23 protein-coding genes, 1 tRNA gene and 1 pseudogene are annotated in these 26,184 nt (G+C 67.9%); 17 read left to right on the top strand and 8 right to left on the bottom strand.

Annotated features, from left to right (window positions below; translation table 11 throughout):
* The first annotated feature begins 30 nt into the window (after positions 1-30).
* From ACQY9P_RS19195 to ssb, 3 genes are all read left to right on the top strand, one after another.
* Positions 31-708 (top strand): hypothetical protein, encoded by a 678-nt coding sequence (locus ACQY9P_RS19195; protein WP_421737640.1) that lies wholly within the window; start codon positions 31-33, stop codon positions 706-708.
* A 14-nt stretch (positions 709-722) separates the two neighbouring features.
* Positions 723-1,121: a hypothetical protein gene (locus tag ACQY9P_RS19190; protein ID WP_421737641.1), complete on the top strand. Its 399-nt coding sequence runs from the start codon at positions 723-725 to the stop codon at positions 1,119-1,121.
* Between the two features lie 118 nt (positions 1,122-1,239).
* On the top strand, positions 1,240-1,743 hold the full coding sequence (gene ssb / locus ACQY9P_RS19185; protein ID WP_421737642.1) for a single-stranded DNA-binding protein: 504 nt from the start codon (positions 1,240-1,242) through the stop codon (positions 1,741-1,743).
* A 93-nt stretch (positions 1,744-1,836) separates the two neighbouring features.
* Here the strand turns inward: ssb and bioD are convergent, their stop codons facing one another.
* On the bottom strand, positions 1,837-2,505 hold the full coding sequence (bioD, locus tag ACQY9P_RS19180) for a dethiobiotin synthase (protein WP_421737643.1): 669 nt from the start codon (positions 2,503-2,505) through the stop codon (positions 1,837-1,839).
* Entirely contained in the window at positions 2,502-3,659 is a 1,158-nt protein-coding gene (bioF, locus tag ACQY9P_RS19175) for an 8-amino-7-oxononanoate synthase (RefSeq protein WP_421737644.1), read from the bottom strand. Before bioF ends, bioD begins: the two co-directional genes overlap by 4 nt.
* Before the next feature lie 90 nt (positions 3,660-3,749).
* On the opposite strand from bioF, the gene ACQY9P_RS19170 reads away from it, so the two are divergent.
* Both ACQY9P_RS19170 and ACQY9P_RS19165 read left to right on the top strand, forming a co-directional pair.
* Complete coding sequence (locus tag ACQY9P_RS19170; RefSeq protein WP_421737645.1) at positions 3,750-5,009, top strand: adenosylmethionine--8-amino-7-oxononanoate transaminase; 1,260 nt, start codon at positions 3,750-3,752, stop codon at positions 5,007-5,009.
* A pseudogene (locus tag ACQY9P_RS19165) lies at positions 5,006-5,946 on the top strand (DMT family transporter). The gene ACQY9P_RS19170 and the pseudogene ACQY9P_RS19165 overlap by 4 nt, the downstream one beginning before the upstream one ends.
* 779 nt (positions 5,947-6,725) lie before the next feature.
* On the opposite strand, the gene sodC reads toward ACQY9P_RS19165, so the two are convergent.
* Positions 6,726-7,262: a superoxide dismutase[Cu-Zn] gene (gene sodC, locus ACQY9P_RS19160; protein ID WP_421737646.1), complete on the bottom strand. Its 537-nt coding sequence runs from the start codon at positions 7,260-7,262 to the stop codon at positions 6,726-6,728.
* A gap of 123 nt (positions 7,263-7,385) precedes the next feature.
* On the opposite strand from sodC, the gene gyrA reads away from it, so the two are divergent.
* The 6 genes from gyrA to ACQY9P_RS19130 all read left to right on the top strand — a co-directional run bounded on the left by gyrA (position 7,386) and on the right by ACQY9P_RS19130 (position 15,038).
* Positions 7,386-10,145, top strand: a complete 2,760-nt coding sequence (gene gyrA / locus ACQY9P_RS19155; protein ID WP_421737647.1) for a DNA gyrase subunit A — start codon at positions 7,386-7,388, stop codon at positions 10,143-10,145.
* 23 nt (positions 10,146-10,168) lie between these two features.
* Positions 10,169-10,660, top strand: a complete 492-nt coding sequence (gene coaD / locus ACQY9P_RS19150) for a pantetheine-phosphate adenylyltransferase (protein ID WP_421737648.1) — start codon at positions 10,169-10,171, stop codon at positions 10,658-10,660.
* 112 nt (positions 10,661-10,772) lie between these two features.
* Positions 10,773-11,603, top strand: coding sequence for a peptidylprolyl isomerase (locus ACQY9P_RS19145; RefSeq protein ID WP_421737649.1), 831 nt, complete (start codon positions 10,773-10,775; stop codon positions 11,601-11,603).
* The gene (locus tag ACQY9P_RS19140; RefSeq protein WP_421737650.1) at positions 11,600-12,448 is read left to right on the top strand and encodes a peptidylprolyl isomerase; all 849 of its coding nucleotides are present in this window, start codon (positions 11,600-11,602) and stop codon (positions 12,446-12,448) included. Before ACQY9P_RS19145 ends, ACQY9P_RS19140 begins: the two co-directional genes overlap by 4 nt.
* 91 nt (positions 12,449-12,539) lie before the next feature.
* Positions 12,540-13,007 (top strand): peptidylprolyl isomerase, encoded by a 468-nt coding sequence (locus ACQY9P_RS19135; protein ID WP_421737651.1) that lies wholly within the window; start codon positions 12,540-12,542, stop codon positions 13,005-13,007.
* Positions 13,008-13,262: 255 nt separating this feature from the next.
* Positions 13,263-15,038 carry a hypothetical protein gene (locus tag ACQY9P_RS19130; protein WP_421737652.1) on the top strand — a complete coding sequence of 592 codons (1,776 nt, stop codon included), beginning with the start codon at positions 13,263-13,265 and terminating at the stop codon, positions 15,036-15,038.
* A gap of 208 nt (positions 15,039-15,246) precedes the next feature.
* Here the strand turns inward: ACQY9P_RS19130 and ACQY9P_RS19125 are convergent, their stop codons facing one another.
* Positions 15,247-16,233, bottom strand: coding sequence for an endonuclease/exonuclease/phosphatase family protein (locus ACQY9P_RS19125; RefSeq protein WP_421737653.1), 987 nt, complete (start codon positions 16,231-16,233; stop codon positions 15,247-15,249).
* A 219-nt stretch (positions 16,234-16,452) separates the two neighbouring features.
* Between ACQY9P_RS19125 and queA the strand changes: the two genes are divergently transcribed.
* Complete coding sequence (queA, locus tag ACQY9P_RS19120; protein ID WP_421737654.1) at positions 16,453-17,541, top strand: tRNA preQ1(34) S-adenosylmethionine ribosyltransferase-isomerase QueA; 1,089 nt, start codon at positions 16,453-16,455, stop codon at positions 17,539-17,541.
* Positions 17,538-18,650 (top strand): tRNA guanosine(34) transglycosylase Tgt, encoded by a 1,113-nt coding sequence (tgt, locus tag ACQY9P_RS19115; RefSeq protein WP_421738291.1) that lies wholly within the window; start codon positions 17,538-17,540, stop codon positions 18,648-18,650. The genes queA and tgt overlap by 4 nt, the downstream gene beginning before the upstream one ends.
* 1 nt (position 18,651) lies before the next feature.
* Here the strand turns inward: tgt and ACQY9P_RS19110 are convergent, their stop codons facing one another.
* Complete coding sequence (locus ACQY9P_RS19110; RefSeq protein WP_421737655.1) at positions 18,652-19,311, bottom strand: hypothetical protein; 660 nt, start codon at positions 19,309-19,311, stop codon at positions 18,652-18,654.
* A 125-nt stretch (positions 19,312-19,436) separates the two neighbouring features.
* Between ACQY9P_RS19110 and ACQY9P_RS19105 the strand changes: the two genes are divergently transcribed.
* The 4 genes from ACQY9P_RS19105 to ACQY9P_RS19090 all read left to right on the top strand — a co-directional run bounded on the left by ACQY9P_RS19105 (position 19,437) and on the right by ACQY9P_RS19090 (position 22,563).
* Positions 19,437-19,511, top strand: a tRNA-Lys gene (locus ACQY9P_RS19105).
* 297 nt (positions 19,512-19,808) lie between these two features.
* A complete protein-coding gene (gene cysT, locus ACQY9P_RS19100) occupies positions 19,809-20,681 on the top strand; it encodes a sulfate ABC transporter permease subunit CysT (protein ID WP_421737656.1) in 873 nt (290 codons plus the stop codon).
* Positions 20,681-21,526 carry a sulfate ABC transporter permease subunit CysW gene (gene cysW, locus ACQY9P_RS19095; protein ID WP_421737657.1) on the top strand — a complete coding sequence of 282 codons (846 nt, stop codon included), beginning with the start codon at positions 20,681-20,683 and terminating at the stop codon, positions 21,524-21,526. The genes cysT and cysW overlap by 1 nt, the downstream gene beginning before the upstream one ends.
* 17 nt (positions 21,527-21,543) lie before the next feature.
* Entirely contained in the window at positions 21,544-22,563 is a 1,020-nt protein-coding gene (locus tag ACQY9P_RS19090) for a sulfate/molybdate ABC transporter ATP-binding protein (protein ID WP_421737658.1), read from the top strand.
* A gap of 3 nt (positions 22,564-22,566) precedes the next feature.
* Here ACQY9P_RS19090 and ACQY9P_RS19085 read toward each other — a convergent pair whose 3' ends face one another.
* From ACQY9P_RS19085 to ACQY9P_RS19075, 3 genes are all read right to left on the bottom strand, one after another.
* Complete coding sequence (locus ACQY9P_RS19085) at positions 22,567-23,553, bottom strand: transglutaminase family protein (RefSeq protein WP_421737659.1); 987 nt, start codon at positions 23,551-23,553, stop codon at positions 22,567-22,569.
* Between the two features lie 71 nt (positions 23,554-23,624).
* Entirely contained in the window at positions 23,625-24,569 is a 945-nt protein-coding gene (locus ACQY9P_RS19080; protein ID WP_421737660.1) for an alpha-E domain-containing protein, read from the bottom strand.
* The gene (locus tag ACQY9P_RS19075; RefSeq protein WP_421738292.1) at positions 24,566-26,050 is read right to left on the bottom strand and encodes a circularly permuted type 2 ATP-grasp protein; all 1,485 of its coding nucleotides are present in this window, start codon (positions 26,048-26,050) and stop codon (positions 24,566-24,568) included. The genes ACQY9P_RS19080 and ACQY9P_RS19075 overlap by 4 nt, the downstream gene beginning before the upstream one ends.
* Positions 26,051-26,184 lie beyond the last annotated feature (134 nt).

Raw genomic sequence — 26,184 nt, 5'->3', positions numbered from 1 at the left:
AGCGCCATCTTCGCGTCGTAGCCAGTGTTCATGGAACTTCTGAAAGACCGACGGATCATCTGGGTCGGCGGCGCCGCCTTGGCGTTGCTGGCGGGCCTAAGCATTGCCATCGCCCTGATGGGGAAGGGCAAGCAGACCGAGCCGCCGCCCGCCTCGCGCGCCGGCTTGATCGTTGAGACCGGCCGTTCGGATGATACCAAGCTCGATCCGGCCCGTCCGCTGCGCTGTTTCGTCGGCGGTCAGTTCGTGGGCGAGACCACCCTGTCCGAATGCGCCAAGAAGAACGGCGTAGCCACCGGCGCGCTCGATGTCGGCGTCGATGAGACGGGCGCCCTGGCCGCGGCCGACCAGGCGGGTACCGTCCTGACTCCGCTTCCGCCGGCCGCGACCGAGGTCCCGGCCCCGTCCGCCGTTACACCCGGACCCGCGCCGTCGCCCACCGCTGCGGCCAGCAATATCCCCCTGGCCGCCTGCTGGCGTTATTCGGGGGCCGAATGGCGTCGTCTGCCGGGCGACATCACCTTGAACGCCTGCGCCCAGATCCTGTTCGCCGGGCGTTGCGAAAAGCCCGGCGGCGCGACCTATGGGCGTTGGGGCGAGGAAACCCTTCGCCTGGTGCCCGGTCGCGTCGAGGCATCGTCAGACAACCGTTCCTTCCACGCCGTGATCGACCAGGGATCGAACTGCTCGATCCCGGCGGCCGGCTAAGACGAGTATCGCTCATGCGTCGTCAGATCCTGACCGCCGTTATTGTCACGACCGCAGCGCTGGCCCTGTCGGCGTGCGAAAAGCAGATCACGGCTCCCTTCGAAAAGGGGGTCTGTTTCCACGTCGCCACCAACAAGGACAAGACGCTGCGCTTCAATCCCGTGGCGCGTAACGTCGAGACGATGGAGCAGTGCGCGGCCACGCTGGAGGGCATGCGCATCCGCTTCGTCCGGATGGGTAGTCCCAACCGCACCCTCACGGGAGCCTATCAGGGCAGCTTCATCTTCCTGGAGAAGGAAGGCATCTTCTTGGGGCAGACCTACGACGGCGCGCGTTTCATGTCGCTGGTTCGCACGGGTGACGGCCGTCTGGCCGTTCCGGGCGCGGTGCGTCAAGCGCCGCCGGCCCAATAGCGAGCTGCTGTCGTCCACAAGAACGTATTGAGAACAAATTGAGTTGACCTGCCCGCTCCGTTAACGTCTTGATCAGATTCCGGCGCATGGGTCGCCGGGCGAGAACAAGGTCGAAACGATGGCGGGCAGCGTCAACAAGGTCATTCTGGTGGGCAACCTCGGGGCCGATCCCGAAATCCGCAGCCTGGGTTCCGGTGACCGCGTCGCCAATCTGCGCATCGCCACCTCCGAGAGCTGGCGTGACCGCACGTCGGGCGAGCGCAAGGAAAAGACCGAGTGGCACCGGGTCGTGATCTTCAACGACAACCTCGTGAAGGTGGCCGAACAGTATCTGCGCAAGGGGTCGACCGTTTATATCGAGGGCGCGATCCAGACCCGCAAGTGGACGGATAATACCGGCGCCGAGAAATATTCCACCGAGATCGTGCTGCAGAAGTTCCGCGGCGAACTGACCATGCTGGGCGGTCGTGGCGACAGCGCTGGAGCGTCCTCGGGTGGCGGCGACGACGGCTATTCCAGCGGCGGTGGCGGCGGCGGTTACGGCGGCGGCGCGGCGCGCAGCCAGCCCAGCGGTCCGCGCGAGAGCTTCTCGGCTGACCTGGACGACGAAATCCCGTTCTAGGGATCAGTCTTCAATCGACTTCAAAGGTGATGGGGCGGTTTCCTTCCGGAGACCGCCCCATTGTCGTTCGGTGCTCTCGGATGACCTGCGAGGCTAGGCTTGGCCGTGAAGGATCGCCTGAAGGAGCTCTGAGCCATCCCACTCCCTGGCGCGAGGCGCGACGACCAGTGGCGCGCGGGTCTCGAAGTCTCGCAACAAGTCGGCGGTCTGGGTCAGGTCGGGCGCGTCCAGGCTTTCGCTCATGACGATGGCGGCGACGGTCAGGTTTCGCGAACGGATGACCTCCAGTGCCGTCAGGACATGGCTGACCGTGCCGAGATAGGAGCCCGCGACCAGCAGGACGGGCAGGCCGAGCGCCACCATCAGGTCGAGATTGGTCGCGTCGTCGGTCAGGGGCGACATCACGCCGCCAGCGCCCTCGATCAGCAACAGGTCTCGGTTCTCACGGCCCAGCCGCGCCTGGCAGTCGGCGACTAGGTCGGTCAACAGCAAGGTCTGCCCCTCCAGCCGCGCGGCGAGGTTGGCGGCCAGCGGCGCGCGGTAGCGACGCGGCGAAATGCGGGTCAGGGCGTCCGGCTCGCCCAGCGCCTCGGCCAGCCTGGCCGGGTCGCTGGCGGCGGCGTCGTCGGGATCAAAACCGCTGACAACGGGCTTGAAGGCGTCGACGGTCAGGCCTTCGGCGAGGGCCGAGCGGAGCAGGGCGCAGGCGACATGCGTCTTGCCGATATCGGTGCCGGTGCCGGCGACGAACAGGCTTTTCATGCCGGGAGGCCCCCGCGGATATCGGCGACCCGCTCGGCCAGCCGCAGGACATCGGCGTCGGTGTGAGCCGCGCTGAAGGCGATGCGCAGACGGGCGGTGCCCTCGGGCACGGTCGGCGGGCGGATGGCGACCACCAGAAAGCCCTCGGCCTCCAGGCGCGCCGAGGCCTCAAGGGCGGCGGCCGCTGAGCCGATCACCACCGGCACGATCGCGCTGGTCGCTGAAGGCAGGCCCAGGGCGTCGGTGAAGGCGCGGGCCTTGGCCAGGGGCAGGGCGGTCAGGGCCGGCTGGCTCTCGATGATGTCCAGCGCCGCCAAGGCGGCCGCGGCCGAGGCCGGTGGCAGGCCGGTGGCATAGACGACGGTGCGGGCCCGGGTCTTCAGCAGGTCGATCACGGCCTTGGAGCCGCAGACATAGCCGCCGTACGAGCCGATGGCCTTGGACAGGGTGCCCATCTGCAGCGGGACGTCGGCGCCCGGGAACAACGCCGCCGAGCCGCGCCCCTCGGCCAGAACGCCGACCCCGTGGGCGTCGTCCGACAGCAGCCAGGCGTCGTGCGCCGCGCAGGTCGCCGACAGGGCGTCGAGCGGCGCAATGTCGCCATCCATCGAGAACACGCCGTCCGTGGCGACCAGGGCGTGGCGGGCGGCGGGGCGCTCGGCCTTCAGCAGGCGATCGAGGTCGGCGACGTCGTTGTGGCGGAACGCCAGCACTCGGGCGCCCGACAGCTTGGCGCCGGCCCAGATGCAGGCATGGGCCAGTTCGTCGATCAGGATCAGGTCACCGGGTCCGGCGAAGGTCGGGATGACGCCCAGATTGGCCAGATAGCCCGATCCGAACACGCAGGCCGCCTCGGTTCCCTTCAGCCGCGCCAAGCGTTTTTCGAGGTCGCCCAGAAGCGGATGATCGCCGGTGACGAGTCGCGAGGCGGCAGCGCCGGCCCCGTAGTTCAGGGCCGCTTCGGCGGCGGCGGCGCGCACCGCCGGGTGATGCGACAGGTTCAGATAGTCGTTGCAGGAGAACGAGATCAGCCGGCGGCCGTCGCGCTCGACGACCGCGCCGTCCAGCCTCCGGGTGGGCTTGAGCGTACGGCGCAGGCTCTTGGCCTCCAAGGCCGTCAGCTTATCGCCGGCGAAGGCGTCTAGGCTCTGCATGCTGTTTCCCGTTTGCGAAGGCAGGGCGCAGGGCATAGGCAAGGCGCCCTCCCATGGCAACGAAAAGGGAGGCGTAACGCAGGATCGTCCATGACCCCCGACTGGCTCACGCAAGGCGCGCCCCATGTCTGGCGGCCCTATTGCCAGATGCAGACCGCCCGGCCGCCGCTGCCGGTGGTCGCGACGCACGGCTCGCGGCTGGTGCTGGCCGACGGGCGCGAACTGGTCGATGGTCTGGCCTCGTGGTGGACCGCCTGCCACGGCTACAATCATCCGCACATCGCCCAGGCTCTGCGCGACCAGATCGAGCGGATGCCGCATGTGATGTTCGGCGGTCTGGCGCACGAGCCGGCCTATCGCCTGGCCAAGCGTTTGGCCGACCTGCTGCCGGGCGACCTGAACCATGCCTTCTTCGCCGAGTCGGGCTCGGTGGCGGTCGAGATCGCCATGAAGATGGCCCTGCAGTTCCACATCAATCGCGGTGAGGTGGGCCGCACGCGGTTCCTGTCGTTCCGGGGCGGCTATCACGGCGACACCCTGGCGACGATGACGGTCTGCGATCCCGAGGAGGGCATGCACAGCCTGTTCTCGGGCGTCATGCCGGCCCAGGTCATCGCCGATCTGCCGCGCGACGCCGATGGAGAGGCGGCGCTGGACGCCTTGCTGACGCAGCGGGGCGGGGAGATCGCCGCCATACTGGTCGAGCCCCTGGTGCAGGGCGCGGGCGGGATGCTGCTGCACGGTCCCGACACCCTGCGGGCCCTGCGGCGCTTGGCCGACGCCCATGGCGTGCTGCTGATCTTCGACGAGATATTCACCGGCTTTGGCCGCACCGGATCGATGTTCGCCATGCAGCAGGCGGGGATCGAGCCTGACATCGTCACCCTGTCCAAGGCCCTGACCGGCGGGACCTTGCCGCTGTCGGCGGCGGTGGCGAGCACGCGGGTGTTCCAGGCCTTCCTGTCGGATGACCCGGAGGCGGCCCTGATGCACGGCCCGACCTATATGGCCAATCCGCTGGCCTGCGCGGCGGCCAACGCCTCGCTCGACCTGTTCGAGGATGGCGCGTGGCGCGCTGAGGTCAGCCGGGTGTCGACGGCCCTGGCCGAAGGGTTGGAGCCCTGCAGCCGGGCGCCCGGCGTCGTCGATGTGCGGGTGCTGGGGGCGATCGGGGTCGTGGAGTTCGACACGCCCGTCGCGGTCAGCGACCTGTGCGCCTGGTTCGCGGAGGTGGGCGTCTGGATCCGGCCGATGGGCAAGGTCATCTACCTGACCCCGGCCTTCACGACGCCCGATGCGGACCTCGCCCTTCTGACCCGCGCCGTGCGTCGGGTTCTCGCCGTCGATTGACCCAAAGCGCCGGGTCTGGTCCAAGCGGGCCATGTCCTCGCAGTCGCCCCTGTCCGGTCTGGAACGTCTCGCCATCGTGGCGATCATCCTGACCTGGGGGCTGAACAACGCCGCGGCCAAGGTGGCGACCGCCTATCTGCCGCCGATGATGGTGGGCGGCCTTCGCTTCGCCCTCGCGCTGGTGTTCCTGTTCCCGTTCGTCCGGCCGCCGTTTCCCGAGCCCAAGAAGCTGCTGGGGATCATCCTGCTGTCGGGGCCGATCCATTTTGGCCTGATCTATGTGGCGTTCGGCATGGGCAAGTCATTGAGCCCGCTTGTGGTGGCCAGCCAGCTGTGGATCCCGTTCACGGCCGTCGCGGCCTGGCGGATGCTGGGCGAGACCATGCGCCTGCCGGCGGTGATTGGCCTGGTCATCGCCTTCGTGGGCGTGGCCTGGATGAGCCTGGATCCTCACGGCGCGGGCGATCTGCCGGCCGTGGCCCTGATCATCGCCGCCTGCGCCTGCTGGGCCGTGGCCACCGTGCTGGTGCGCATGACCCCGGGCGTCAAGCCGCTGAAGGTGCAGGGGATGACGGCGCTGGTGGCCGCGCCGACCCTGATCGCCATGTCCTTCGCGTTCGAGCCCCGGGTGGTCGAGCGGGTGACGAGCGCGCCTTTGATCGCCTGGGCCTGCGTGGCCTTCGCGGGCATTGTCTCGACCATCGGCGCCAGCGCCCTGCTGTTCTGGCTGGTCCAGCGGCGCGAGGCGGGACGGGTGACGCCGTATTTCCTGCTGACGCCTCTGGTCTCGTGTTCGATCGGCATCCTATTCATGGGCGACCGGCTGACGCCGCAACTGCTGATCGGCGGCGCGGCGACCATGGTCGGCGTGGCGCTGGTGGCGCTGACGGAGAAGCGGGCCGTCAAGGCCGAGGCGATGGCGGCCGAGACGGTTTAGCCGGGCGGGACTTGCCCCCTACGGATCGCTGCGCGATCGTCTTCCCCCGGAGGGGGAAGATGAGGTGGCCGCCCTTCATCTGCCCCCTACGGGGGCGGACGACCTGCGAAGCAGGTCAGGTGGGGGCAAGTGTCCGCGACCTCGCGCGGAATCCGCCGAGTTGATGGGAAGGGTCGCGGAGCGTCCGGGCCTCGCCCGGAATGTGTGAGTTCTAAGTACCGTTTCGACGAAGACAGACGCTCCGCGTGATCGTTATCCCTCTGGCCGGCACGCGCGGGTCTCATTCAACCCTTTGCACCCATCCGGGCTGCCCTCCTCGCGACGGACCCAGCCCTCAAGCTGCAGCCACGCCGATTCCGGAGGACCCGGAACGTACCTTCGGACGGGCGGGGACCTCCGACGAGAGTTCCCCGATAGGCGGATTTACGTCCCCCGCCTTCCTTTAAGCCCAGCCCGGTCCCGCTCACGCGACTCCGGTGGCCCCGCTCGATCACCCCTGACAGCCGCCTCTGGTCGCCGGCCGGACGCCCTTCCCGTGCTGTCAGGTGAGATTGATTATGCGGGCGGTTTCAGCGCGGAGGATTGGCGCGATCAACTATTTTACAAGGCGTTGATCGGGTTGAGTTTTGGTCTGAAAAGTACGGGGATGGGCGCAGCCCTGTCCCCGTACTTGCCCCCTACGGGCTGCTGCGCAGCCGTCTTTCCCCTCCGGGGGAGGACGACCTGCGCAGCAGGTCAGGAGGGGGCCAGTGGCGTTGGCCGGCTATAGGCAGAGAAGCCTACTTCACCACCCCGCAGGCCACCCGGGCGCCGGCGCCGCCGATGGGCTGGGTCTTGTAGTCGTCGGGGCTGGCGTGGACGACGATGGCCGAGCCGTCGGCGTCCAGCAGGGCAGGGCGGCCGCCGGCGCCCTTCAGCGAGACCTGGGGCGAGAACACTTCGGCCGTGGCCGAGCCGTCCGCGCCGGCGAACAGGTTGGGAAGGTCGCCGTTGTCGTTGGCGTCGGGGTTGAGCAGGCCGTGGACCACATTGGCCGTGGTGTGGACGTGGGCGCCGGCCGATTTGAAGTCAGGCGTCCCGCAGTCGCCCTTTTCGTGGAAGTGCAGACCGTGCCAGCCGGGCGTCAGGCCCTTGAGTTCAAGGCGAAGCAGCACGCCGTGCGGCGCTTCGGTCAGGGTGGCGGTTCCCAGCGCCTTGCCATCGCCCGCCTTGACCTCGGCGGTCGCGGACTGACCCCCCGCGACCTGGGCGGAGACGGCGCCGACGCAGGCGAGGCTGGTGATCGCCAGGGCGGTGGCGAGAAGGGGAAGACGCATGGGAAATCCTTCAAAAACAAGCGGGCCAAGGGCGCGCCCGTCCTGGAAAGGTGGCGTCGCCCCTGGGGGAATGCTAACAGTTTCTGACAGTTCCGTGTTCGATTCTGACGGCGAAAAATCCCCTTGAGCGACGATCAAATCACTACCCCTCCCGAAGGGCCGCGAGGGGATATCGCCCCGATCTTCATCGAGGACGAACTGCGTCGCTCGTATCTCGACTACGCGATGAGCGTGATCGTCAGCCGCGCCCTGCCGGACGCGCGCGACGGTCTGAAGCCCGTTCACCGCCGCGTGCTGTTTTCCATGCACGAACAAGGACATACGCCGGATCGGTCGTATGTGAAGTCGGCCCGCGTGGTCGGTGACGTGATGGGTAAGTATCACCCGCACGGCGACGCCTCGATCTACTTCACCCTCGTGCGCATGACCCAGTCGTTCTCGATGGGTCTGATCCTGATCGACGGCCAGGGCAATTTCGGCTCGGTCGACGGCGATATGCCGGCCGCCATGCGTTACACCGAGTGCCGGATGGCGCCCCCGGCTCTGTCTCTGCTGGCCGATCTGGACAAGGACACGGTCGACTTCCAGGACAATTATGACGGCAAGGAGCAGGAACCCTCGGTCCTGCCGTCGCGGATTCCCAACCTGCTGGTCAATGGCGCGGGCGGCATCGCCGTCGGCATGGCCACCAACATTCCGCCCCATAATCTGGGTGAGATCATCGACGCCTGTCTGGCGCTGATCGACGATCCCGAGGTCACGACCGACACTTTGCTGGACCTGGTGCCCGGTCCCGACTTCCCGACCGGCGGCGAAATCATCGGCCGCAGCGGGCCGCGTCAGGCCCTGCTGACCGGTCGCGGTTCGGTGATCATGCGCGGCCTGGCCTCGGTGGAAGAGATCCGCGCCGGTCGCGAAGCCATCATCGTCACCGCGATCCCGTATCAGGTGAACAAGGCCAATCTGGTCGAGCACATCGCCGAACTGGTCCGCGACAAGAAGATCGAGGGCGTTAGCGACATCCGCGACGAGTCCAACCGCGACGGCATGCGTATCGTGGTCGAGCTGAAGCGCGACGCCTCGGGCGACGTGATCCTCAACCAGCTTTATCGCTTCACGGCCCTGCAGAGCTCGTTCGGCGTCAACATGCTGGCCCTGAACCGCAAGCGCCCCGAGCAGATGGGCCTGCACCAGCTGATCGACGTCTTCGTGAAGTTCCGCGAAGAGGTCGTGGTCCGGCGGACCAAGTTCGAACTGGGCAAGGCGCGCGATCGCGGCCACGTCCTGGTGGGCCTGACCATCGCCGTCGCCAATATCGACGAGTTCATCCACATCATCCGCTCGTCCAAGGATCCGGCCGAGGCGCGCGAGCGCCTGGTGGCCAAGGCCTGGCCGGCCGGCGACATGCTGCCGCTGGTCGAGCTGATCGCCGATCCGCGCACCCTGCAGGAAGGCGGCGACCTGATCCGCCTGACCGACGAGCAGGCCCGCGCCATCCTGGCCCTGACCCTGTCGCGTCTGACCGGCCTGGGCCGCGAGGAAATCGGCAACGAGGCCCAATCGTTGGCCGAAGCCATCCGCGGCTTCCTGGAACTGCTGTCGGATCGCGCCAATATCATGGCCGTGGTCCGCGAGGAGCTGGTCGAGGTGCGCGAGAAATTCGCCGTGCCGCGCCGCTGCCAGATCGTCGACGGCGACGCCGACGTGGAAGATGAAGACCTGATCGTCCGCGAGGACATGGTCATCACCGTGACCATGGGCGGCTACGTCAAGCGCACGCCGCTGGCCAGCTACCGCACCCAGCACCGGGGCGGCAAAGGCAAGTCGGGCATGGCGACCAAGACCGAGGACGCGGTCACACGCGTGTTCTCGGCCTCGACCCACGCGCCGCTGCTGTTCTTCACCTCGGGCGGCAAGGTCTACAAGCTGAAGGTCTGGAGGCTGCCGCTTGGCGCCGCCAATTCGCGCGGCAAGGCGTTCGTCAACCTGCTGCCGATCGAGCCGGGCGAGACCATCACCTCGATCCTGACCCTGCCCGAGGACGAAGCCACCTGGGGCGGCCTGGACGTGATGTTCTCGACGCGCTCGGGCAGCGTGCGCCGCAACAAGCTGTCCGACTTCGTGGACGTGCGCCGCAACGGCAAGATCGCGATGAAGCTGGACGAAGGCGACGGCATTGTCGGCGTGGGCGTCTGCGGCAGCGAGAACGACATCCTGCTGACCACGGCCGTGGGCCGCTGCATCCGCTTCTCGGCCGACGAGGTGCGGGTGTTCGCCAGCCGTGATTCGACCGGCGTGCGCGGCGTGAAGCTGGCCGACGGCGACAGCGTGATTTCCATGGCCATCCTGCGCGGCGTCGACGCCACGCCGGCCGAACGCGCCGCCTATCTGAAACATGCCCGCGCCATGCTGCGCGCCGCTGGCGAAGAAGGCGACGACGCCCCGGCGCCGGAAGAGGCCGACGAGGATGTGGGCGAAGCCAGCCTGACGCCCGAGCGCATCGCCCAGCTGGGCGCGGCCGAGGAATTCATCCTCACGGTCTCGTCGGAAGGCTTCGGCAAGCGCACCAGCGCCTATGACTATCGCCGCACAGGACGGGGCGGGCAGGGCCTCACGGCTCAGGACCTGACCAAGCGCGGCGGCCGTCTGGCGGCCTCGTTCCCGGTCGAGGACAGCGATGAAATCCTTCTGGTGACAGACGCCGGACAGTTGATACGGTGCCCCGTCGCGCAAATTCGTGTTGCAGCGCGGAATACTCAGGGCGTAACCGTCTTCCGCACCGCGAAGGACGAGCACGTCGTGAGCGTGGAACGGTTGGCCGACGCCGGTGGCGGCGAGGCTGACGATCAGGGCGAGGCAAACGGGGCGGACGAGACCCCGTAGCCCGCCGATACGCAGGGGGTTGCATGAGGGTCGGGCTTTATCCCGGAACGTTTGATCCGGTCACCAACGGCCACCTCGACATTATCGGTCGGGCGGTGAAGCTGGTCGACAAGCTGGTGATCGGCGTCGCGGTGAACATCGGCAAGGGTCCGCTGTTCACCCTGGAGGAGCGGGTCGCGATCCTCGAGCGGGAAACCGCGCATCTGGCCAAGATCGCCACGATCGAGGTCAGGCCCTTCGACAGCCTGCTGATGCATTTCGCGCGCGAGGTCGGCGCCCAGATGATCGTGCGCGGCCTGCGGGCCGTGGCCGACTTTGAATACGAATTCCAGATGACGGCCATGAACCAGCAGCTGGATCGCGAGATCGAGACGGTGTTCCTGATGGCCGATCCCCGGCACCAGGCCATCGCCTCGCGGCTGGTCAAGGAGATCGCGGCCCTGGGCGGCGATATCTCCAAGTTCGTCCCTGCGGGCGTGGGCGAACAGCTGGTGTCCAAGCTCCGCAAGGCGTGAAACGCGCGGCCTTGCCGTGAAGCTGTCGAAATCATGGGCTTCAACACGGGGCGGACTTGTCGCAGGGGCGTGGTCGTTCTACGCCCCGTCTGCCTTTTTCTCGGGGATATCCATGAAGCTCGCCCATTCCGCCGCCGCGCTGGCGTTGTTCGCCACGGCCGCGGTCGCCCAGACGGCCGGGGCCCAGACGTCGGACTGGCGCACGCCCGATCCGCAGAACGTGCTGGTGGTCGAGACCAACAAGGGCCGGATCATCGCCGAGCTGAATCCCCAGGCCGCGCCCGCCCACATCGAGCGCGTCCGCGAACTGGTCCATGCCAACTTCTATGATGGCCTCACCTTCTTTCGGGTCATCGACAGCTTCATGGCCCAGACGGGCGATCCGAAGAACACCGGCGCCGGCGGCTCCGACAAGCCCGACCTGAAGGCCGAGTTCACGTTCCGGCGCGCGACGGACGTGACCCTGGGCGCGTCGGCCAAGGTCGGCAGCAACGAGACGGGATTCCTGGGCGCCTTGCCGGTGACCAGCCAGCCGACCGCCTTGGCGGTGATGACCGCCGACCGCAAGGTGGCGGCCTGGGGCAATTTCTGTCCCGGCGTGCTGGGCATGGCCCGCGCGGGCGATCCCGACAGCGCCAACAGCCAGTTCTTCTTCATGCGCCAGCACTATCCGTCGCTGGACAAGACCTACACCGCCTTTGGCCGGGTGCTGTCGGGCCTGGACGTGGTGCGCGCCATCAAGGCCGGCGAGCCCGTACCCGATCCGCAGGACAAGATGATCAGCGTGCGCCTGCTGGCGGACCTGCCGGCCGACAAGCGCCCCGCCATCCAGGTGATGGACACCCGGGGCCCCGCCTTCGCCGCCCTGGTCGCCAAGCGCCGGGCCGAGGTGGGCCCCAGCTTCACCAATTGCGACGTCGAAATCCCGGTGCAGGTCAAATGAAGCCGTCTCGCGCTGCCGCTGTTGTCCTCGGCGTCGCCCTGATCGGGGCTCCGGCCGTCTCCTGGTCCGCCGGGCCGGCCAAGCCGACCGAGGCCGACTGGCGCGTTCCGGCCGCCGACGACGTGATGGTGATCGACACCAACAAGGGCCGGGTGATCGTCGAGCTGGTTCCGCAGGTCGCGCCCGGCCATGTGGCGCGGCTGCGGGACCTGACCCGGGCCGGTGTCTATGACGGCCGCACCTTCTTCCGGGTCATCGACCGCTTCATGGCCCAGACCGGCGATCCCAAGGACACCGGCGACGGCGGAACCGACAAGCCCAACCTGAAGGCCGAATTCACCTTCCGCCGCTCCGCCGAGACGCCGTTCGTCGCGGCCGCCGCGCCGGCCGGCCTGGAAGTAGGACTGATCGGCGCCTTGCCCGTCGTCAGCCAGAACTGGAGCTGGCACGAGGTCACGACCGATGGAAAGGTCTCGGCCTGGGGGACCTATTGCCCGGGCGTGGTCGGCATGGCGCGTGACGACGACAACAACTCGGCCAACAGCCAGTTCTTCCTGATGCGCCAGCCCTATCCCTCGCTGGACAAGCGCTACACCGCCTTTGGCCGGGTGATCAGCGGGCTTGAGGTGGTGCGGGCGATCAAGACCGGCGAACCCGTCGCCGCGCCGCAGGACCGCATGGAAAAGGTGCGGATGCTGTCCGACATTCCGCCTGCGGATCGGCCCAAGGTGCGGGTGATCGACACCAAGGGGCCATGGTTCGCGGCCGAGGTTGCGCGCGCGCGCGGGGCCAAGGGCGCCGATTTTTCCGTCTGTGATGTGACGGTCCCGGTCGATATCCGATAGGTCAGCCGCCAAATCGGGTCCACCGATGGTTCACAGCGGGGTGAAAAGCGCGCTAGAAGCGCGTTCACCATTCGACACCCAAGGGATGACCATGTCGGCCGACCTCGAAAACACCCTGATCCTGACGCTCGAGAGCGGTCCGGTCACGATCCAGATGCGTCCTGACCTGGCCCCGGGCCACGTGGAGCGCATCAAGGAACTGGTCCGCGAGGGCTTCTATGACGGCGTGGTGTTCCACCGCGTGATCCCGGGCTTCATGGCCCAGGGCGGCGATCCGTCGGGCACCGGCCGCGGCGGCAGCGACAAGCCCGACATCAAGGCTGAATTCTCCGACGAGGCCCACGTGCGCGGCGTCTGCTCGATGGCCCGCACGCCCGATCCCAACTCGGCCAACAGCCAGTTCTTCATCGTCTTCGACGAGGCCACCTTCCTCGATGGCCAGTACACGGTCTGGGGCAAGGTGACCGAGGGCATGGAGCATGTCGACGCGCTGCCCAAGGGCGAACCGCCCCGCGCGCCGGGCAAGATCGTCAGCGCCAAGATCGCCGCCGACGCCTGATCCGGCCTCAACCGAACATGAAAGCGGCCCCGGAGCGATCCGGGGCCGTCTTTGTTGGGAGTGGGCGCGTCGGAAATCGGCGGGGGAGCGAAGGGGGCTGTCGACCCTGAGTGGACCTTGCCAACGCGCTAGCCCGCCACGCGCGCAAGCTTGATCAGGTCGGCTCTATTCGGAGGTTCTCAAGCGCGGTCAAGCTTTGGACATTGATAACGCTCGACCCCCACTCTACACGCGGTTGAGCTTACGGGGGCGGCGATGAAACTGGCGAAATGGTTCTTGATGGTTGGCGCGCTTGCGACGACGCCGGTCTTGGCGCTCGCCGCGCCCGCGCCCAAGGCGGCGGATTCTGACAGCCCGGGCGTGCATCTGTCGCGCATGACCCTAGGCTACAGCTACTTCAACCAGCCCGGCGCGAGCATCCAGGACCACAACGCCGACGTCCTGGCTTGCCTGTCCCAGGCGGTGACGACGCGCTCGTTCGATCAGGTCATCAACAACGGCGCCGATATGGGCCTGGCGGGCATGTTCATCGGCGGCGCGCTGGGCAAGGCCTATTACCACGGCACGGTCGGGGCTGGCCTGGAGAACTGCATGGTCGTGCGAGGCTGGCGCGTCGTGCGTCTGTCCGACGCCCAAGGCCAGGCCTTGGCCGCGCTTCCGCAGGCCGCGCTGATGGACCGGCTCGCTCCCTGGGTCGGCGCCAACGCGCCGCCCGGGACGCTCGTCCGCGCCTGGAACAACGACGCGGCCAACGCAGCAATCCCACGCTTTTCCATCAGGCCGGCGCATCAGAACGACGGTTCGCTGAGCCTGAAGGCGGCGAACGGCCAGACCCTGGACGAGGCGAGCGGCCCCAACTTCATGCCCCCCGAGCGGATCAAGCTGGACAAGGCGTGGCCAAGGAAACCCGTGAAGCCCGCCGGGATTGCGGCGGTGACGCCTCAGGCTGGGATCGTGCTGATCCGCGTGTCGAACGGCGGCATGAAGAACGGCGCTGGCGTCAGCTTCACGCGTGTAGGCTCCAGCCCGGAGACCCCGGCCTCCAGCGTCGACCACCGACCCGATCTGGTAAGCTTCGGAGCCAACGGCGACTTCATCGCCATGCCCGTCGCGCCCGGCCGCTGGCGAATGAGCAGCCTGGGGTTCGCGCCGGTCCTGAGCCTCTGCCTCGGCTCGCCCGCCTTCGAGATCAAGGCGGGCGAGGTCGTCTATCTGGGCAGCTTCGACCTCGGCGCGACCGCAATGGGACCTGATCTGGATCCGGCGCCGGTCCGGGCCTTCCTGGCCGGTCAGCCGGCCGCCGGGGCCGTCAGGCCTGCGGCCTATGTGAACGGCAGCACGTCCGCCTGCACCGATCCGGGGATGTACGCCTTCGAGGTACCCGGCGCGCCGTTCGAGGAGGGCTACAGGTTCGGCGGCGCGCGCCTGGCAGCCGCAAGTCCGCCGCCCCCGCCGACGGTCGCCGCTTTTTCGGCGCCGGCTCCACCCGCGTGGGCCGCGCGACAAACGCCGCGCCCGCCGGCCTCGCCACCGCCCAGGTTCGCGTCCGAACCCGAACCGCGCCCGTCACAGCCCATGGCGAGATCGCCCGCGGCCTCCTCTCAGGGCCTCCTCGGCTTTGCTCCCCCCGCGGGGCCGACGCCGGCGGGTAATCAGGTCGATGGACAGGGGTTGCTGACGCGCGAAGGCCAGACCCGCACCTGCGCTGGCGGCCACGCGTGGATCATTCCCGCCACCGCCGAAGCGGACGCGTTTCTGCAGCAGGCCTTCGGCCCGTTACGTAGCGGCCTGATCCTGACGACCCGGTGGGAAGGACTACCGTTCGACGGGGCGCCGCGGGTCACGACCTGCGACGCTCACGGCCGCTTCCAGTTCTCCGGACTGCCCAATGGCGCCTACCATCTCGCCGTGGTCGTTAGCTGGGAGCTCCCGTCCCAGCAGGGCGCCTACCTGGAACAGCGGGGCGGGACCATCGTCGCCCCGGTCACGCTGTCGGGCGGCGGCGTCAGGTCCGTCACTATCGCCAACTGAGGGGATGAGGGAATCGGAGGTCCGTCATCCACCCGAAGCCGACTTCCGGAAGGTCCGCTTCGGGCGACCGGTCATCCTGTCCCCGCATCCTGCGGGTACATCGTGAGATGACGGGCTTTCAGGATACCGTGGGAAGCGGGTAGCGACCTCAAGAGCGATGGTCGTGTCTGCCGTGCCGGAGGCGCTGCGATGATCCGAGCGCGAGACGCTACGGCGCGATCCGGCGCAGCCTGACGATCACCGGCCGGTGATCCGAACCCAGCGCCGGGCCGCGCTCAACGCTGACCGTCTTCCACGAGCTGCCCGCATAGACCTGATCGATCGGCAGGAACGGAGCGGGCGCGTTGCCGATGCGGGAGAACTTGCCCGACGGCCATGAGGCCATGGCGTGGGTGCGTCGCTCCAGGCCGAAGGCCTTGTCCTGGCGCTTCATCGTGAACGACCAGGGCGTTGAGTTGAAATCCCCCGTGACGATGGTGCTGGACTTGTCGAAGCGGGCAATGGCGTCGGTCATCCGCTTGACCTGCTGCTGTTGAGGTCCGGCGGGCACCGGCCACACATAGTGGACGCCCGCCACCGTGAACGCGCCCTTCGGGTCGGCCAGCGTCGCCCAGGCGCCGGGCAGTTCCCTGCCTTCTTCATAGAGGCCTGCGCGCGCGATCATCCGTTTCTTGCTAAAGATCCAAGTGTCGCAGACGCGCTTGCCCGCGCAGGAGACTAGGAACGGGTAATAGGCCTTCATGGCTTTGACGACCGGCGACGACCTGCCGCCGCCCTCGACGAGGACCACCACGTCGGCGTCCTGATCGAGAAGCCACTGTGTCGCCTTTCCTGGCGTGCGGTTGTCGTGCCAGACGTTGAACTGGATGATCTTCAGGTCGTCGGCGCGGGCGGCCAGGCGCTTGGCGCGGGCGGCGGCGAGCAGGTCGGGTCCCATGAGGACCGAACAGGCGACCACCGCGATCAGGCCAAGACCCACCATCGCCCTGCGTTCATCGCCGCGCGCGAACACCGACCCCAGCACCACGGCGGCCAGCCCCATGGCCAACCAGAAGGGCGCGAAATGGGTCAGGGCGTCCAGCTGGTCGCTGAACGCGCCGCCGAGGCTGGCCAGGGCCAGCACCGTGCCGGCCAGGCCCAGCATCAGCGCCGTACCGCGAAACATCAGGCTCAGGAGTCGAAGCAGAAGATCCATGCTCTGCCCTTAGCACGACCATAAGACAGGGCGATGGGCTCCGTCGTCGGCGAAAGCGCGGTGGCCGATATTGTGCATCCGCTCGGCGCCGATCCGCGATCGGCCCCGCGGAACGATGCGAGCGCCTTCATTCGATCCTCCCACCCCGGCGCCCGCCACGCAGATCGTCCCGTGCCGTATCTTGACCTGCGAGCCGCGCCGTGTCCTTGAAGCCGCCCCATGCGCCTTTCCGACTTCGATTTCGTCCTGCCCGAGGACAACATCGCCCTGCGTCCAGCCGAGCCGCGCGATTCCGCGCGCCTGCTAGTCGTTCGGCCGGGCCAGGATCTCGCCGACCACGTCGTGCGCGACCTGCCCGACTTCCTGCGTCCCGGCGACGCCCTGGTGTTCAACGATACGCGGGTGATCCCGGCCCGGCTGGCGGGTCTGCGCGAAGCCCGCACGACGGGCGGCGGCGACGGCGCGCCGGTGCCGGTGGAGGCCACCCTGCATCGCCGGGTGTCGCCCGATCGCTGGAAAGCCTTCATGCGCCCGGGCAAGCGGCTGAAGGTTAGCGACCGCGTGGCGTTCGGCTCTGACGAGCATCGCCTGGACGCCACCGTGCTGGAAAAGCATGAGGGCGGCGAGGTGCTGCTGGCCTTCGACCAGGCGGGCCCGGACCTGGATATCGGTATCGCCCGCCACGGCGAGATGCCGCTGCCCCCCTACATCGCCGCCAAGCGCGCCGAGGACGACCGCGACCGCGCCGACTACCAGACCGTCTATGCCCGCGAGGACGGCTCGGTGGCCGCGCCGACCGCCGGCCTGCACTTCACGCCCGATCTTCTGGAGCGGCTGAAGGCGAGGGGCGTCTCCCTCCACTTCGTCACCCTGCACGTGGGCGCGGGCACCTTCTTGCCGGTCAAGACCGACGAGGTGTCCGAGCACAGGATGCATGCCGAATATGGCGAGGTGACCCGCGAGATCGCCGACGCCCTGAACGCCGTGCGCGCCGCCGGCGGACGGATCGTCTGCGTGGGCACCACTAGCCTGCGTCTGCTGGAAAGCGCCACGGGCGAGGATCGCGTCATCCGGCCGTTCGCCGACGAGACCGCGATCTTCATCACTCCCGGCTACCGCTTCCGCGCCGCCGACGTGCTGATGACCAATTTCCACCTGCCCAAGTCGACCCTGTTCATGCTGGTCAGCGCCTTCGCCGGTCAGAAGACCATGCGCGAGGCCTATGAGCGGGCGATCGCCACGGGCTATCGCTTCTATTCCTACGGCGACAGCTCGCTGCTGTTCCCCGCCGATCCCGAGACCCTCTGATGGCCTTTCCCTTCGAGATTTCCGCCACCGACGGCAAGGCGCGCACCGGCGTGCTGAAGACCCCGCGCGGCGACATCCGCACCCCAGCCTTCATGCCCGTGGGCACGGCCGGCACGGTCAAGGCCCTGACCGTCGATCAGGTCAAGGACACCGGCGCCGACATCATCCTGGGCAACACCTATCACCTGATGCTGCGGCCCACGGCCGAGCGGGTGAAGCGCCTGGGCGGGCTTCACAGGTTCATGCGCTGGGACAAGCCGATCCTGACCGACAGCGGCGGTTTCCAGGTGATGAGCCTGTCGGGGATCAGCAAGGTCACCGAAGAGGCCGTCACCTTCGCCAGCCATATCGACGGCTCCAAGCACGTGCTGAGCCCCGAGCGGTCGATGGAGATCCAGGCCGACCTGCTGGGCAGCGACATCGTCATGCAGCTGGACGAATGCGTCGCCTGGCCGGCCGAGGAGAAGCGGGCCCGCGAGGGCATGGAGCTGTCGGCCCGCTGGGGCCAGCGCTCGAAGACCGCGTTCGGAACGCGCGACAGCCAGGTGCTGTTCGGCATCCAGCAGGGCTCGACCTTCGAAAATCTGCGCCGCGAGTCGTCGCAGCGCCTGCAGGACATCGGCTTCGACGGCTACGCCATCGGCGGCCTGGCGGTGGGCGAGGGGCACACGGCGATGTGCGAGGTGCTGGACTATGCACCGGACCTGCTGCCCGCCGACAAGCCGCGCTACCTGATGGGCGTGGGCAAGCCGATCGACCTGGTCGAGGCGGTGGCGCGGGGCGTCGACATGTTCGACTGCGTTCTGCCCACCCGCTCGGGCCGCCATGGTCAGGCCTGGACCTGGGACGGGGCGATCAACCTCAAGAACGCCCGGTTCGCCGAGGACGATACGCCGCTGGATCCGACCAGCGACTGCCCGGCCAGCCGCGACTATTCCAAGGCCTATCTGCGCCACCTGTTCAAGGCCGAGGAGATCCTGGGCCAGGTGCTGCTGTCCTGGCACAACATCGCCTTCTTCCAGGCTCTGACGGCGGCCATGCGCGAGGCGATCGCGCAGGGCCGGTTCGAGGCCTTCCGCCGCGACTTCGCGGCCCGCCACAACGCCTGAATTAGTTCTTGATCGGGAAGCGCGGCTTGCGCGGACCGTTCGGATCCACGGGCGGCGGCATGCCCGGATCGACCACGACGACCGGCGGGGGCGGCTGGTGTTGCGGCGTGGCCGGCGGATTGCAGCCGCGCGACTCGCCCAGGCCCTTGAGATAGGCCCGACGCACCGCGCCCGAGGCGATGGCGCTCTGCACCAGACGATCATGGCGTTCGGCGCCGCTCAGCTTTCGCACCCAGCCGCGCATCGGGATGATGTCCTGCGCCGCGCTGGCCATCGCGCCCAGGGCGGCGCTGCCGGCCGCCTTGCGGCCGCGGTCCATCAGGTCCTCGTTCTCTTCCGGCGGATGCTGATCAAAATCCTCGCCCAGGGCGGCGTCCAGCGGCGTGATCAGGCGGACCAGCGCGTCGCAGGTGACGCGGGGCGGGCGGGCGTAGGGGTCGCCCATCGCCTCCATCAGCACCGGCGGTATCTTGGTGCGCACGATGTTGACGTCGCGCAGCGGCGCGCTGATCGCGCCGGCCACGCCGTCCTTGTTGGCGTCCGAGGTGGTCTGGATCTTCTCCGAATCGGTCGGCGGGGGCGGCTGTTGCTGCTGGGCGATCGCCGGCGCGCTCGTCGCCAGGAGGGGGAAAACCAGGGCCGTGATCATCAGTCCACGCATTCAACAACCTTATCGCGCCGAAAGCCTCGCCGTCACCGGGGATAACCGGCGAAAGCACGCTTGCGGCCCATCGAACCCCCGACTATGTTCCGCGCCGCTTCCACCGGCCACGCCGCGTCGTGAGCGGGCCGGTAGCTCAGTGGTAGAGCATTCGACTTTTAATCGAATGGTCGTGGGTTCGAACCCCACCCGGCCTACCAAACCACATGCGCTCGGAGTGTGGCGTTCTCCTGACAAAAGGAGAGCGGAAAGCGTTCTTCTGAAGCTTCCGGCGCTGTTTTCAAACCGGCTGTTCCCGCGTTCCCTTGGAAGGCCGTTTCGGCGCGTGTTTCGGAGATGGCGGTGAGTTTTTCTGGGACCCTCGCCGGGGAATTCTCAATTGACCCCACCGTTGCGGTGGGGATTTAAGCAGCCTGGCTTTGACGTCGGCGGGACCCCTTCGGGAACCGGCGCGTTTCACTCCCGGACTTCGCCGGACCCAGGACGACGATCAGATCATGACCGCCGAGACCGCCGCCGCGATCCGACCCGCGCCTGCCGCCCGAAGGCCCCTGTTTCGTCGCCGCTCGGCGATCCCCGGCTTTTCGATCACCCTGGGCGTGACTCTGACCATCCTGTCGCTGATCGTTCTGCTGCCCCTGTCGGCGGTCGCCCTGAAGGCGGCAGAGCTATCGCCCGCGCAGTTCGTCGCGGCGGCCTTTTCCCAGCGGGCCCTGGCGGCCTATCGCCTGACCTTCGGCGCGGCGTTCGTCGCCGCCGCGATCAATGGCGTGTTCGGCGTGCTGACCGCCTGGGCCCTGGTTCGCTATGAGTTTCCGGGCAAGACGCTGGTCAACGCGCTGGTCGACCTGCCGTTCGCCCTGCCGACCGCCGTGGCCGGCATCGCTCTGGCGACGCTCTATTCCCCCAATGGCTGGGTCGGGCAGTTCCTGACCCCCCTGGGCATCAAGGCCGCCTACAACCCGATCGGCGTGACCATCGCCCTGATCTTCATCGGGCTGCCGTTCGTGGTGCGCACGATCGAGCCGGTGCTGCGTGACCTGTCCGATGACGTCGAGGAGGCCGCCGCCAGCCTGGGCGCGGGGCGGATCGCGACGATCGTGCGCATCGTGCTGCCAGCCCTGGGCCCGTCCTGGCTGACCGGCTTCGCCCTGGCCTTCGCCCGGGGCATCGGCGAGTACGGCTCGGTGATCTTCATCGCCGGCAACATGCCCTACAAGTCCGAGATCGCGCCGCTGCTGATCATCATCCAGCTGGAGCAGTTCGAATACGCCCAGGCCGCCGCGATCGCCTTGGTCATGCTGGGCGTGTCGTTCCTGATGCTGCTGGTCATCAACGCCGTTCAGGCCTGGGCGAGAAGGTACTCCTGATGGCCGCTCATCGCCGTTCCACCGACGACGCGCCTTGGGCCAAGGCGGTGATCATCACCCTGGTCCTGGCCTTCCTGGGCCTGGTCCTGATCCTGCCGCTGGCCGCCGTCTTCGCCGAGGCCCTGCGCAAGGGGCTGCAGCCCGCGCTTGACGCCGTGGCCGACCCCGACGCCGTCGCCGCGATCAAGCTGACCCTGATCACCGCCGCGATCACCGTGCCGTTCAATGTCGTTTTCGGCCTTTGCGCCGCCTGGGCCATCGCCAAGCACGACTTTCCGGGCAAGAGCCTGCTGATCACCCTGATCGACCTGCCGTTCTCGGTGTCGCCGGTGGTGGCCGGCCTGATCTATGTGCTGGTCTTCGGCCTGCAGGGCTGGTTCGGCGAGCGCCTGATCGACCACGACGTGAAGATCATCTTCGCCACGCCCGGCATCGTGCTGGCGACCATTTTCGTGACCTTCCCGTTCATCGCCCGCGAGCTGATCCCGCTGATGCAGGAACAGGGCGTCAGCGAAGAGGAGGCGGCCGTCTCGATGGGCGCTTCGGGGCTCTACACCTTCTGGCGGGTGACCGCCCCCAACGTGCGCTGGGGGCTGCTGTACGGCGTGCTGCTGTGCAACGCCCGCGCCATGGGCGAGTTCGGAGCCGTGTCGGTGGTCAGCGGCCACATCCGGGGCCTGACCAACACCATGCCGCTGCACGTCGAGATTCTTTATAACGAGTACGATTTCGTCGGCGCCTTCGCCGTCGCGGCCTTGCTTTGCCTGCTCGCGATCGTGACCCTCGTTCTCAAGACCGCGCTCGAAGTCGCCCAGCCCGCCGTGCGCGGGCGCGGCGGTCACTGATCGGAACGCCAGACGCCATGACCATCTCCATCCGTTCCGTCGAAAAGAAGTTCGGTCGCTATCCCGCGCTGGACAAGATCGGGCTCGAGATCGCCGACGGCGAGCTGCTGGCGCTGCTGGGGCCGTCGGGTTCGGGCAAGACGACGCTGCTGCGCGTGATCGCCGGCCTGGAGTTTCCCGACGCCGGTCAGGTGCTGTTCCACGACCAGGACGTCACCTTCGCCTCGGCGGCCGCCCGTCGCGTGGGCTTCGTGTTCCAGCAATATGCGCTGTTCAAGCACATGACCGTGGCCCGTAACATCGCGTTCGGCCTGGACGTGCGCAAGGGCAAGGACAAGCCGTCCAAGGCCGAGATCACCCGGCGGGTCGATGAGCTGCTGCGTCTGGTCGAGCTGGAAGGTCTGGGCGGGCGCTATCCGTCGCAGCTGTCGGGCGGTCAGCGCCAGCGCGTGGCCCTGTCGCGGGCCCTGGCCGTGCAGCCCAGCGTGCTGCTGCTGGACGAGCCCTTCGGCGCTCTCGACGCCACGGTCCGCAAGTCGCTGCGCAAGGAGCTGCGCCGCGTGCATGACGCTACCGGCGTCACCACCATCTTTGTCACCCACGACCAGGAAGAGGCGCTCGATCTGGCCGACCGCGTCGCCATCCTGAACCAGGGACGCATTGAGCAGATCGGCACGCCGGCCCAGGTCCACGACGAACCTGTCTCGCCCTTCGTCTGCGGCTTCGTGGGCGAGGCCAACCGGTTCGAGGGCGCGGTGTCGAACGGCCGCTTCATCGCCGGAGCCGTCAACCTGCCCGCGCCGGGCGTGGCCGACGGCAAGGCCACGGGCTTTGCGCGGCCGCACGATCTGGTGCTGGACCCCAGCGGCTTCGAGGTGCGGATCAATCGCGTACACGTGCAGGGGGCGCTTGCGACCATCGACGGCGTCACGCCCGACGGTGTCCGGATCGACATCACCGCCGCGCGCGATCAGGCCGAACGCTTCGTCGGCGCGGTCCGGGTCGCCGCGCGCAAGGCGCACGTCTTCCCGGGCTGAGGCCTATTGCTGCTGTTGTTGCTGCTGCTGATGCAGATCCTGCCGCAGCGCCGCCTCGTTGGTCGGGCGACGGCGGCCGCCGGCGAAGCTGGGCCGGGCCATGCGCAGGAATTCCGGTTCGGCCAGGGCGGCGCGGGCCCGCCGCACCGAGACGCCGACCGCCAGCTCGCTGTCTGAATCGCCCTTGTAGACGCCGCGCGACGGCGTGACGTCTGCGTAGTCGCGCCCTACGGCCACGGCCACGTGGCGCTCGCCGGTCATCATGTTGTTGGTCGGATCAAAGCCCACCCAGCGCAGGCTGGGCAGGAACACCTCGACCCAGGCATGGGTGGCGTCCGGGTCGGAGCGGTCGCCCGCGTCGCGATCGGTGAACAGATAGCCCGAGACATAGCGCGCGGGCACGCCCCACGACCGGCACACGGCCAGCATGATGTGGGCGAAGTCCTGGCAGACCCCGCGACCCACGCTCAGCGCCAGGTCGATGGGGCTGTCGGCGTCGGTGACACCGGGCTGATACTCGAACGCCTGGTAGATGGTCTCCGACAGGATCCGCATCGCCGTCAGCGGGTCCCGGCGGCGCAGATCTTCCAGATTGTGTTCGTTGATGAAGGTCAGCAGGGCGTCGGTGGTCTCGACGAAGCCGTGCGGGCGCAGGAAGTCGAAGCACTCGCCGCGCACGAACTCGCTGCGCAGCCGGTCCCACTCGCCCATGTCCAGGGCGTCCGGTCGCTCGCCGGGCGACTCGGTCTCGACCGCCGAGCGGGCCACGATGCTCAGCTTGTCGTGCGGCTGGGGCACGTCGAAGTGATAGACCGCATTGCCGAAGCTGTCGGCGTACGAAAACACCTGGGCTGCCGGATTGATCTCCAGCTCGAAGCTGATCAGGCGCTGGCGGGCGGTCTTCTGGGGCTGCATCCACAGCTCCATCAGGCTTTCCCGGACCGGGCGCTCGTAGTGGTACTGGGTGACGTGGCGGATTTCGAGAAGCACGGGGAAGTCCTTATTGGGTCGCGTGACGGTCGCCGAAACCGCTGACACTTTCGGCTGCCACGCTCGCGTTCCTAGGCCGGCAGGCGCATTTCGAGCGGATAGGCCACGAAGGTCTCGTAGATGGCCTCGTGGATCCGCGCGCATTCATTGACGACGGTGGTCAGCAGGGCGCCCGCGCCCTGGGTTTCCAGTTCATGGATGTCGGCGAACTCCAGCCGGGCCTTCAGGCGGCCGGCGATCCGCTCGGGGCCGGCGCGTTCGCCCGCCTCGGTGCGGCGCGCCAGGGCGCTGAGATTGGCCTCGATCTGCGAGGTCGCGAACCGGATCGAACGCGGGAAATCCTCGTCGAACACCAGGAATTCCAGGATGTGCCGGGGCTCGATCTCGGCGGTGTAGACCCGCAGATAGGGCTCCAGCGCGCAGGCCATGCGCAGCAGGCTGACCAGGGCGATGTGGTCGTTGATCTGCCGGCCGGGCGTTTCGGCGAAGCACACCTCCAGCAGGCGCGAGACCAGCTGGGCGCGCTCCAGATACATGCCCAGCATCATGAACCGCCAGCTTTCGCCGTGGCTCATCGTGGTGTCGGCCGCGCCCTTGAAGAGGTGCAGGTCGGCGATCACGTCGTGCAGGAATGTGGTCGAGCCGTCGGCGAAGTCACGCCGGGCGTTGTCGTCGGTGACCTTGAGATACAGCAGGTTTAGCCGTTCCCAGGTTTCGGTGGTGATCTGGTCGCGCACCTGACGGGCGTTCTCGCGGGCGCGGGCCAGGGACGAGACCACCGAATTGGCGTCCGAGCGATCCAGCACCAGCGCTTCGGCGGCCTCGAACGAGCCGACGGCGCTGCTCATCTCCGGCTCGCCCACCGCCGACAGGGCGATCCAGACGGCCTGGACGCCGGCGTCGGTCTGGTCGAGCGTGGCGTTCAGCATCACGCTGGACAGCCGCGACAGGTGTTCGGCGCGTTCGATGTATCGGCCCAGCCAGTAGAGGCTGTCGGCAACCCGAGCGAGCATCATGGGCGGGCTCCGCCGTTTCCGTTTCCATTGCCGTTGGCGGGGCCTTCCTCGGCCAGCACCCAGGTGTCCTTCGAGCCGCCGCCCTGGCTGGAATTGACCACCAGGGAGCCCCGCTTCAGGGCCACCCGGGTCAGGGCGCCGGGCGTGACGATGGTCTTTTCGCCCGACAGGATGAAGGGGCGCAGGTCGACGTGACGCGGCTCGATCCGGCCATCGACCAGGCAGGGCGCGGTCGACAGTTGGATGGTCGGTTGGGCGATGTAGTTGGCCGGGTCGGCCTTGATGGCGAGCGCGAAATCCTCACGCTCCTTCTGGGTGGCGTGCGGGCCCACCAGCATGCCGTAGCCGCCCGAGGCGCCGACGGCCTTGACCACCAGCTTGTCGAGATTGGCCAGCACGTATTTCAGCTGCGACGGCTCGCGGCACAGGAAGGTCTCGATGTTGGGCAGGATGGCGTCCTCGCCCAGGTAGTATTTGATGATGTCCGGCACGAAGGCGTAGACCGCCTTGTCGTCGGCGACCCCGGTGCCAGGGGCGTTGCAGATCACCACATTTCCGGCGCGATAGGCGTTGAACAGGCCCGCCGCGCCCAGCGATGAATCCCGGCGGAAGGTGAGGGGGTCGATGAAGTCGTCGTCGACCCGGCGATAGATCACATCGACCCGTCGGATGCCGCTGGTGGTGCGCATGTAGACCATGTTGTCGTGGACCACGAGATCGCGGCCCTCGACCAGAGGCACGCCCATCAGGCGCGCCAGATAGGCGTGCTCGTAATAGGCCGAGTTGTAGACGCCCGGCGTCAGCACCACGACCTGCGGATTGGGCCGCCATTCGGGGCTCATGCTCTTCAGCGTGGCCAGCAGCAGGTCCGGATAGCGCTCCACCGGCCGCACCCCGGCGGCGCGATAGGTGCCCGGGAAGGTGCGCTTGGCCGCGTCGCGGTTGGCCAGCATGTACGAGACGCCCGAGGGCACCCGCAGATTGTCCTCCAGCACGGCGAACTGGCCGTCCTGGCAGCGGATCAGGTCGCTGCCGCAGACATTGGCGTAGGATTTGTGCGGCACATAGAGGTGCTGCATTTCGCGGCGATAGGACGGCGCGCCCAGGACGAGCTCTCGCGGCACCACCCCGTCCATCAGGATCTGCTGGTCGCCATAGATGTCGGCGAGAAACAGGTTCAGGGCCATCAGACGCTGGGTCAGGCCCGCCTCGATCCGCGCCCATTCCTGGGCGGGCAGGATGCGCGGAAACAAGTCGGTCGGAATGATCCGCTCGGTGGTGTTCTCGCCGCCGCCATAGACCGTGAAGGTGATGCCCTGCAGCAGGAACGAACGTTCCAGAGTCTGCTGACGGCCCGCCAGCTCGTCGCCGCCCAGCGTCGACATGCGCGCGTGCAGGGGATCGTAGTGCGATCGCACCGCCCCGTCGGGCGCGAACATCTCGTCATAGGCGACCCCGGGCAGATAGGCCGCCTCGGTCATCGGCAGGGTCGGAGCCTCGATTGGGTCTTGGATTTTCGCCGCCACGCCTTCGTCCACGCTTTTTCGCCTTTTGGGCTCCGTCGAGTCAGACGCGCCACGATGAACCCTAGAACGTCAGGGCGGCCGGTGTCGGC

It is taken from the genome of Caulobacter sp. (genome assembly GCF_965279145.1).
Classification (GTDB): Bacteria; Pseudomonadota; Alphaproteobacteria; order Caulobacterales; family Caulobacteraceae; genus Caulobacter.
Note: the sequence above shows the minus strand (reverse complement) of the source record. Positions and strands in the feature narration are given on the sequence as shown.

Coding starts and splice junctions, on each gene's coding strand:
- ACQY9P_RS19195 (WP_421737640.1), top strand. CDS start 31: ATGGAACTTCTGAAAGACCGACGGATCATCTGGGTCGGCGGCGCCGCC.
- ACQY9P_RS19190 (WP_421737641.1), top strand. CDS start 723: ATGCGTCGTCAGATCCTGACCGCCGTTATTGTCACGACCGCAGCGCTG.
- ssb (WP_421737642.1), top strand. CDS start 1,240: ATGGCGGGCAGCGTCAACAAGGTCATTCTGGTGGGCAACCTCGGGGCC.
- bioD (WP_421737643.1), bottom strand. CDS start 2,505: ATGAAAAGCCTGTTCGTCGCCGGCACCGGCACCGATATCGGCAAGACG.
- bioF (WP_421737644.1), bottom strand. CDS start 3,659: ATGCAGAGCCTAGACGCCTTCGCCGGCGATAAGCTGACGGCCTTGGAG.
- ACQY9P_RS19170 (WP_421737645.1), top strand. CDS start 3,750: ATGACCCCCGACTGGCTCACGCAAGGCGCGCCCCATGTCTGGCGGCCC.
- sodC (WP_421737646.1), bottom strand. CDS start 7,262: ATGCGTCTTCCCCTTCTCGCCACCGCCCTGGCGATCACCAGCCTCGCC.
- coaD (WP_421737648.1), top strand. CDS start 10,169: ATGAGGGTCGGGCTTTATCCCGGAACGTTTGATCCGGTCACCAACGGC.
- ACQY9P_RS19145 (WP_421737649.1), top strand. CDS start 10,773: ATGAAGCTCGCCCATTCCGCCGCCGCGCTGGCGTTGTTCGCCACGGCC.
- ACQY9P_RS19140 (WP_421737650.1), top strand. CDS start 11,600: ATGAAGCCGTCTCGCGCTGCCGCTGTTGTCCTCGGCGTCGCCCTGATC.
- ACQY9P_RS19135 (WP_421737651.1), top strand. CDS start 12,540: ATGTCGGCCGACCTCGAAAACACCCTGATCCTGACGCTCGAGAGCGGT.
- ACQY9P_RS19130 (WP_421737652.1), top strand. CDS start 13,263: ATGAAACTGGCGAAATGGTTCTTGATGGTTGGCGCGCTTGCGACGACG.
- ACQY9P_RS19125 (WP_421737653.1), bottom strand. CDS start 16,233: ATGGATCTTCTGCTTCGACTCCTGAGCCTGATGTTTCGCGGTACGGCG.
- queA (WP_421737654.1), top strand. CDS start 16,453: ATGCGCCTTTCCGACTTCGATTTCGTCCTGCCCGAGGACAACATCGCC.
- ACQY9P_RS19110 (WP_421737655.1), bottom strand. CDS start 19,311: ATGCGTGGACTGATGATCACGGCCCTGGTTTTCCCCCTCCTGGCGACG.
- cysT (WP_421737656.1), top strand. CDS start 19,809: ATGACCGCCGAGACCGCCGCCGCGATCCGACCCGCGCCTGCCGCCCGA.
- cysW (WP_421737657.1), top strand. CDS start 20,681: ATGGCCGCTCATCGCCGTTCCACCGACGACGCGCCTTGGGCCAAGGCG.
- ACQY9P_RS19090 (WP_421737658.1), top strand. CDS start 21,544: ATGACCATCTCCATCCGTTCCGTCGAAAAGAAGTTCGGTCGCTATCCC.
- ACQY9P_RS19080 (WP_421737660.1), bottom strand. CDS start 24,569: ATGATGCTCGCTCGGGTTGCCGACAGCCTCTACTGGCTGGGCCGATAC.
- ACQY9P_RS19075 (WP_421738292.1), bottom strand. CDS start 26,050: ATGACCGAGGCGGCCTATCTGCCCGGGGTCGCCTATGACGAGATGTTC.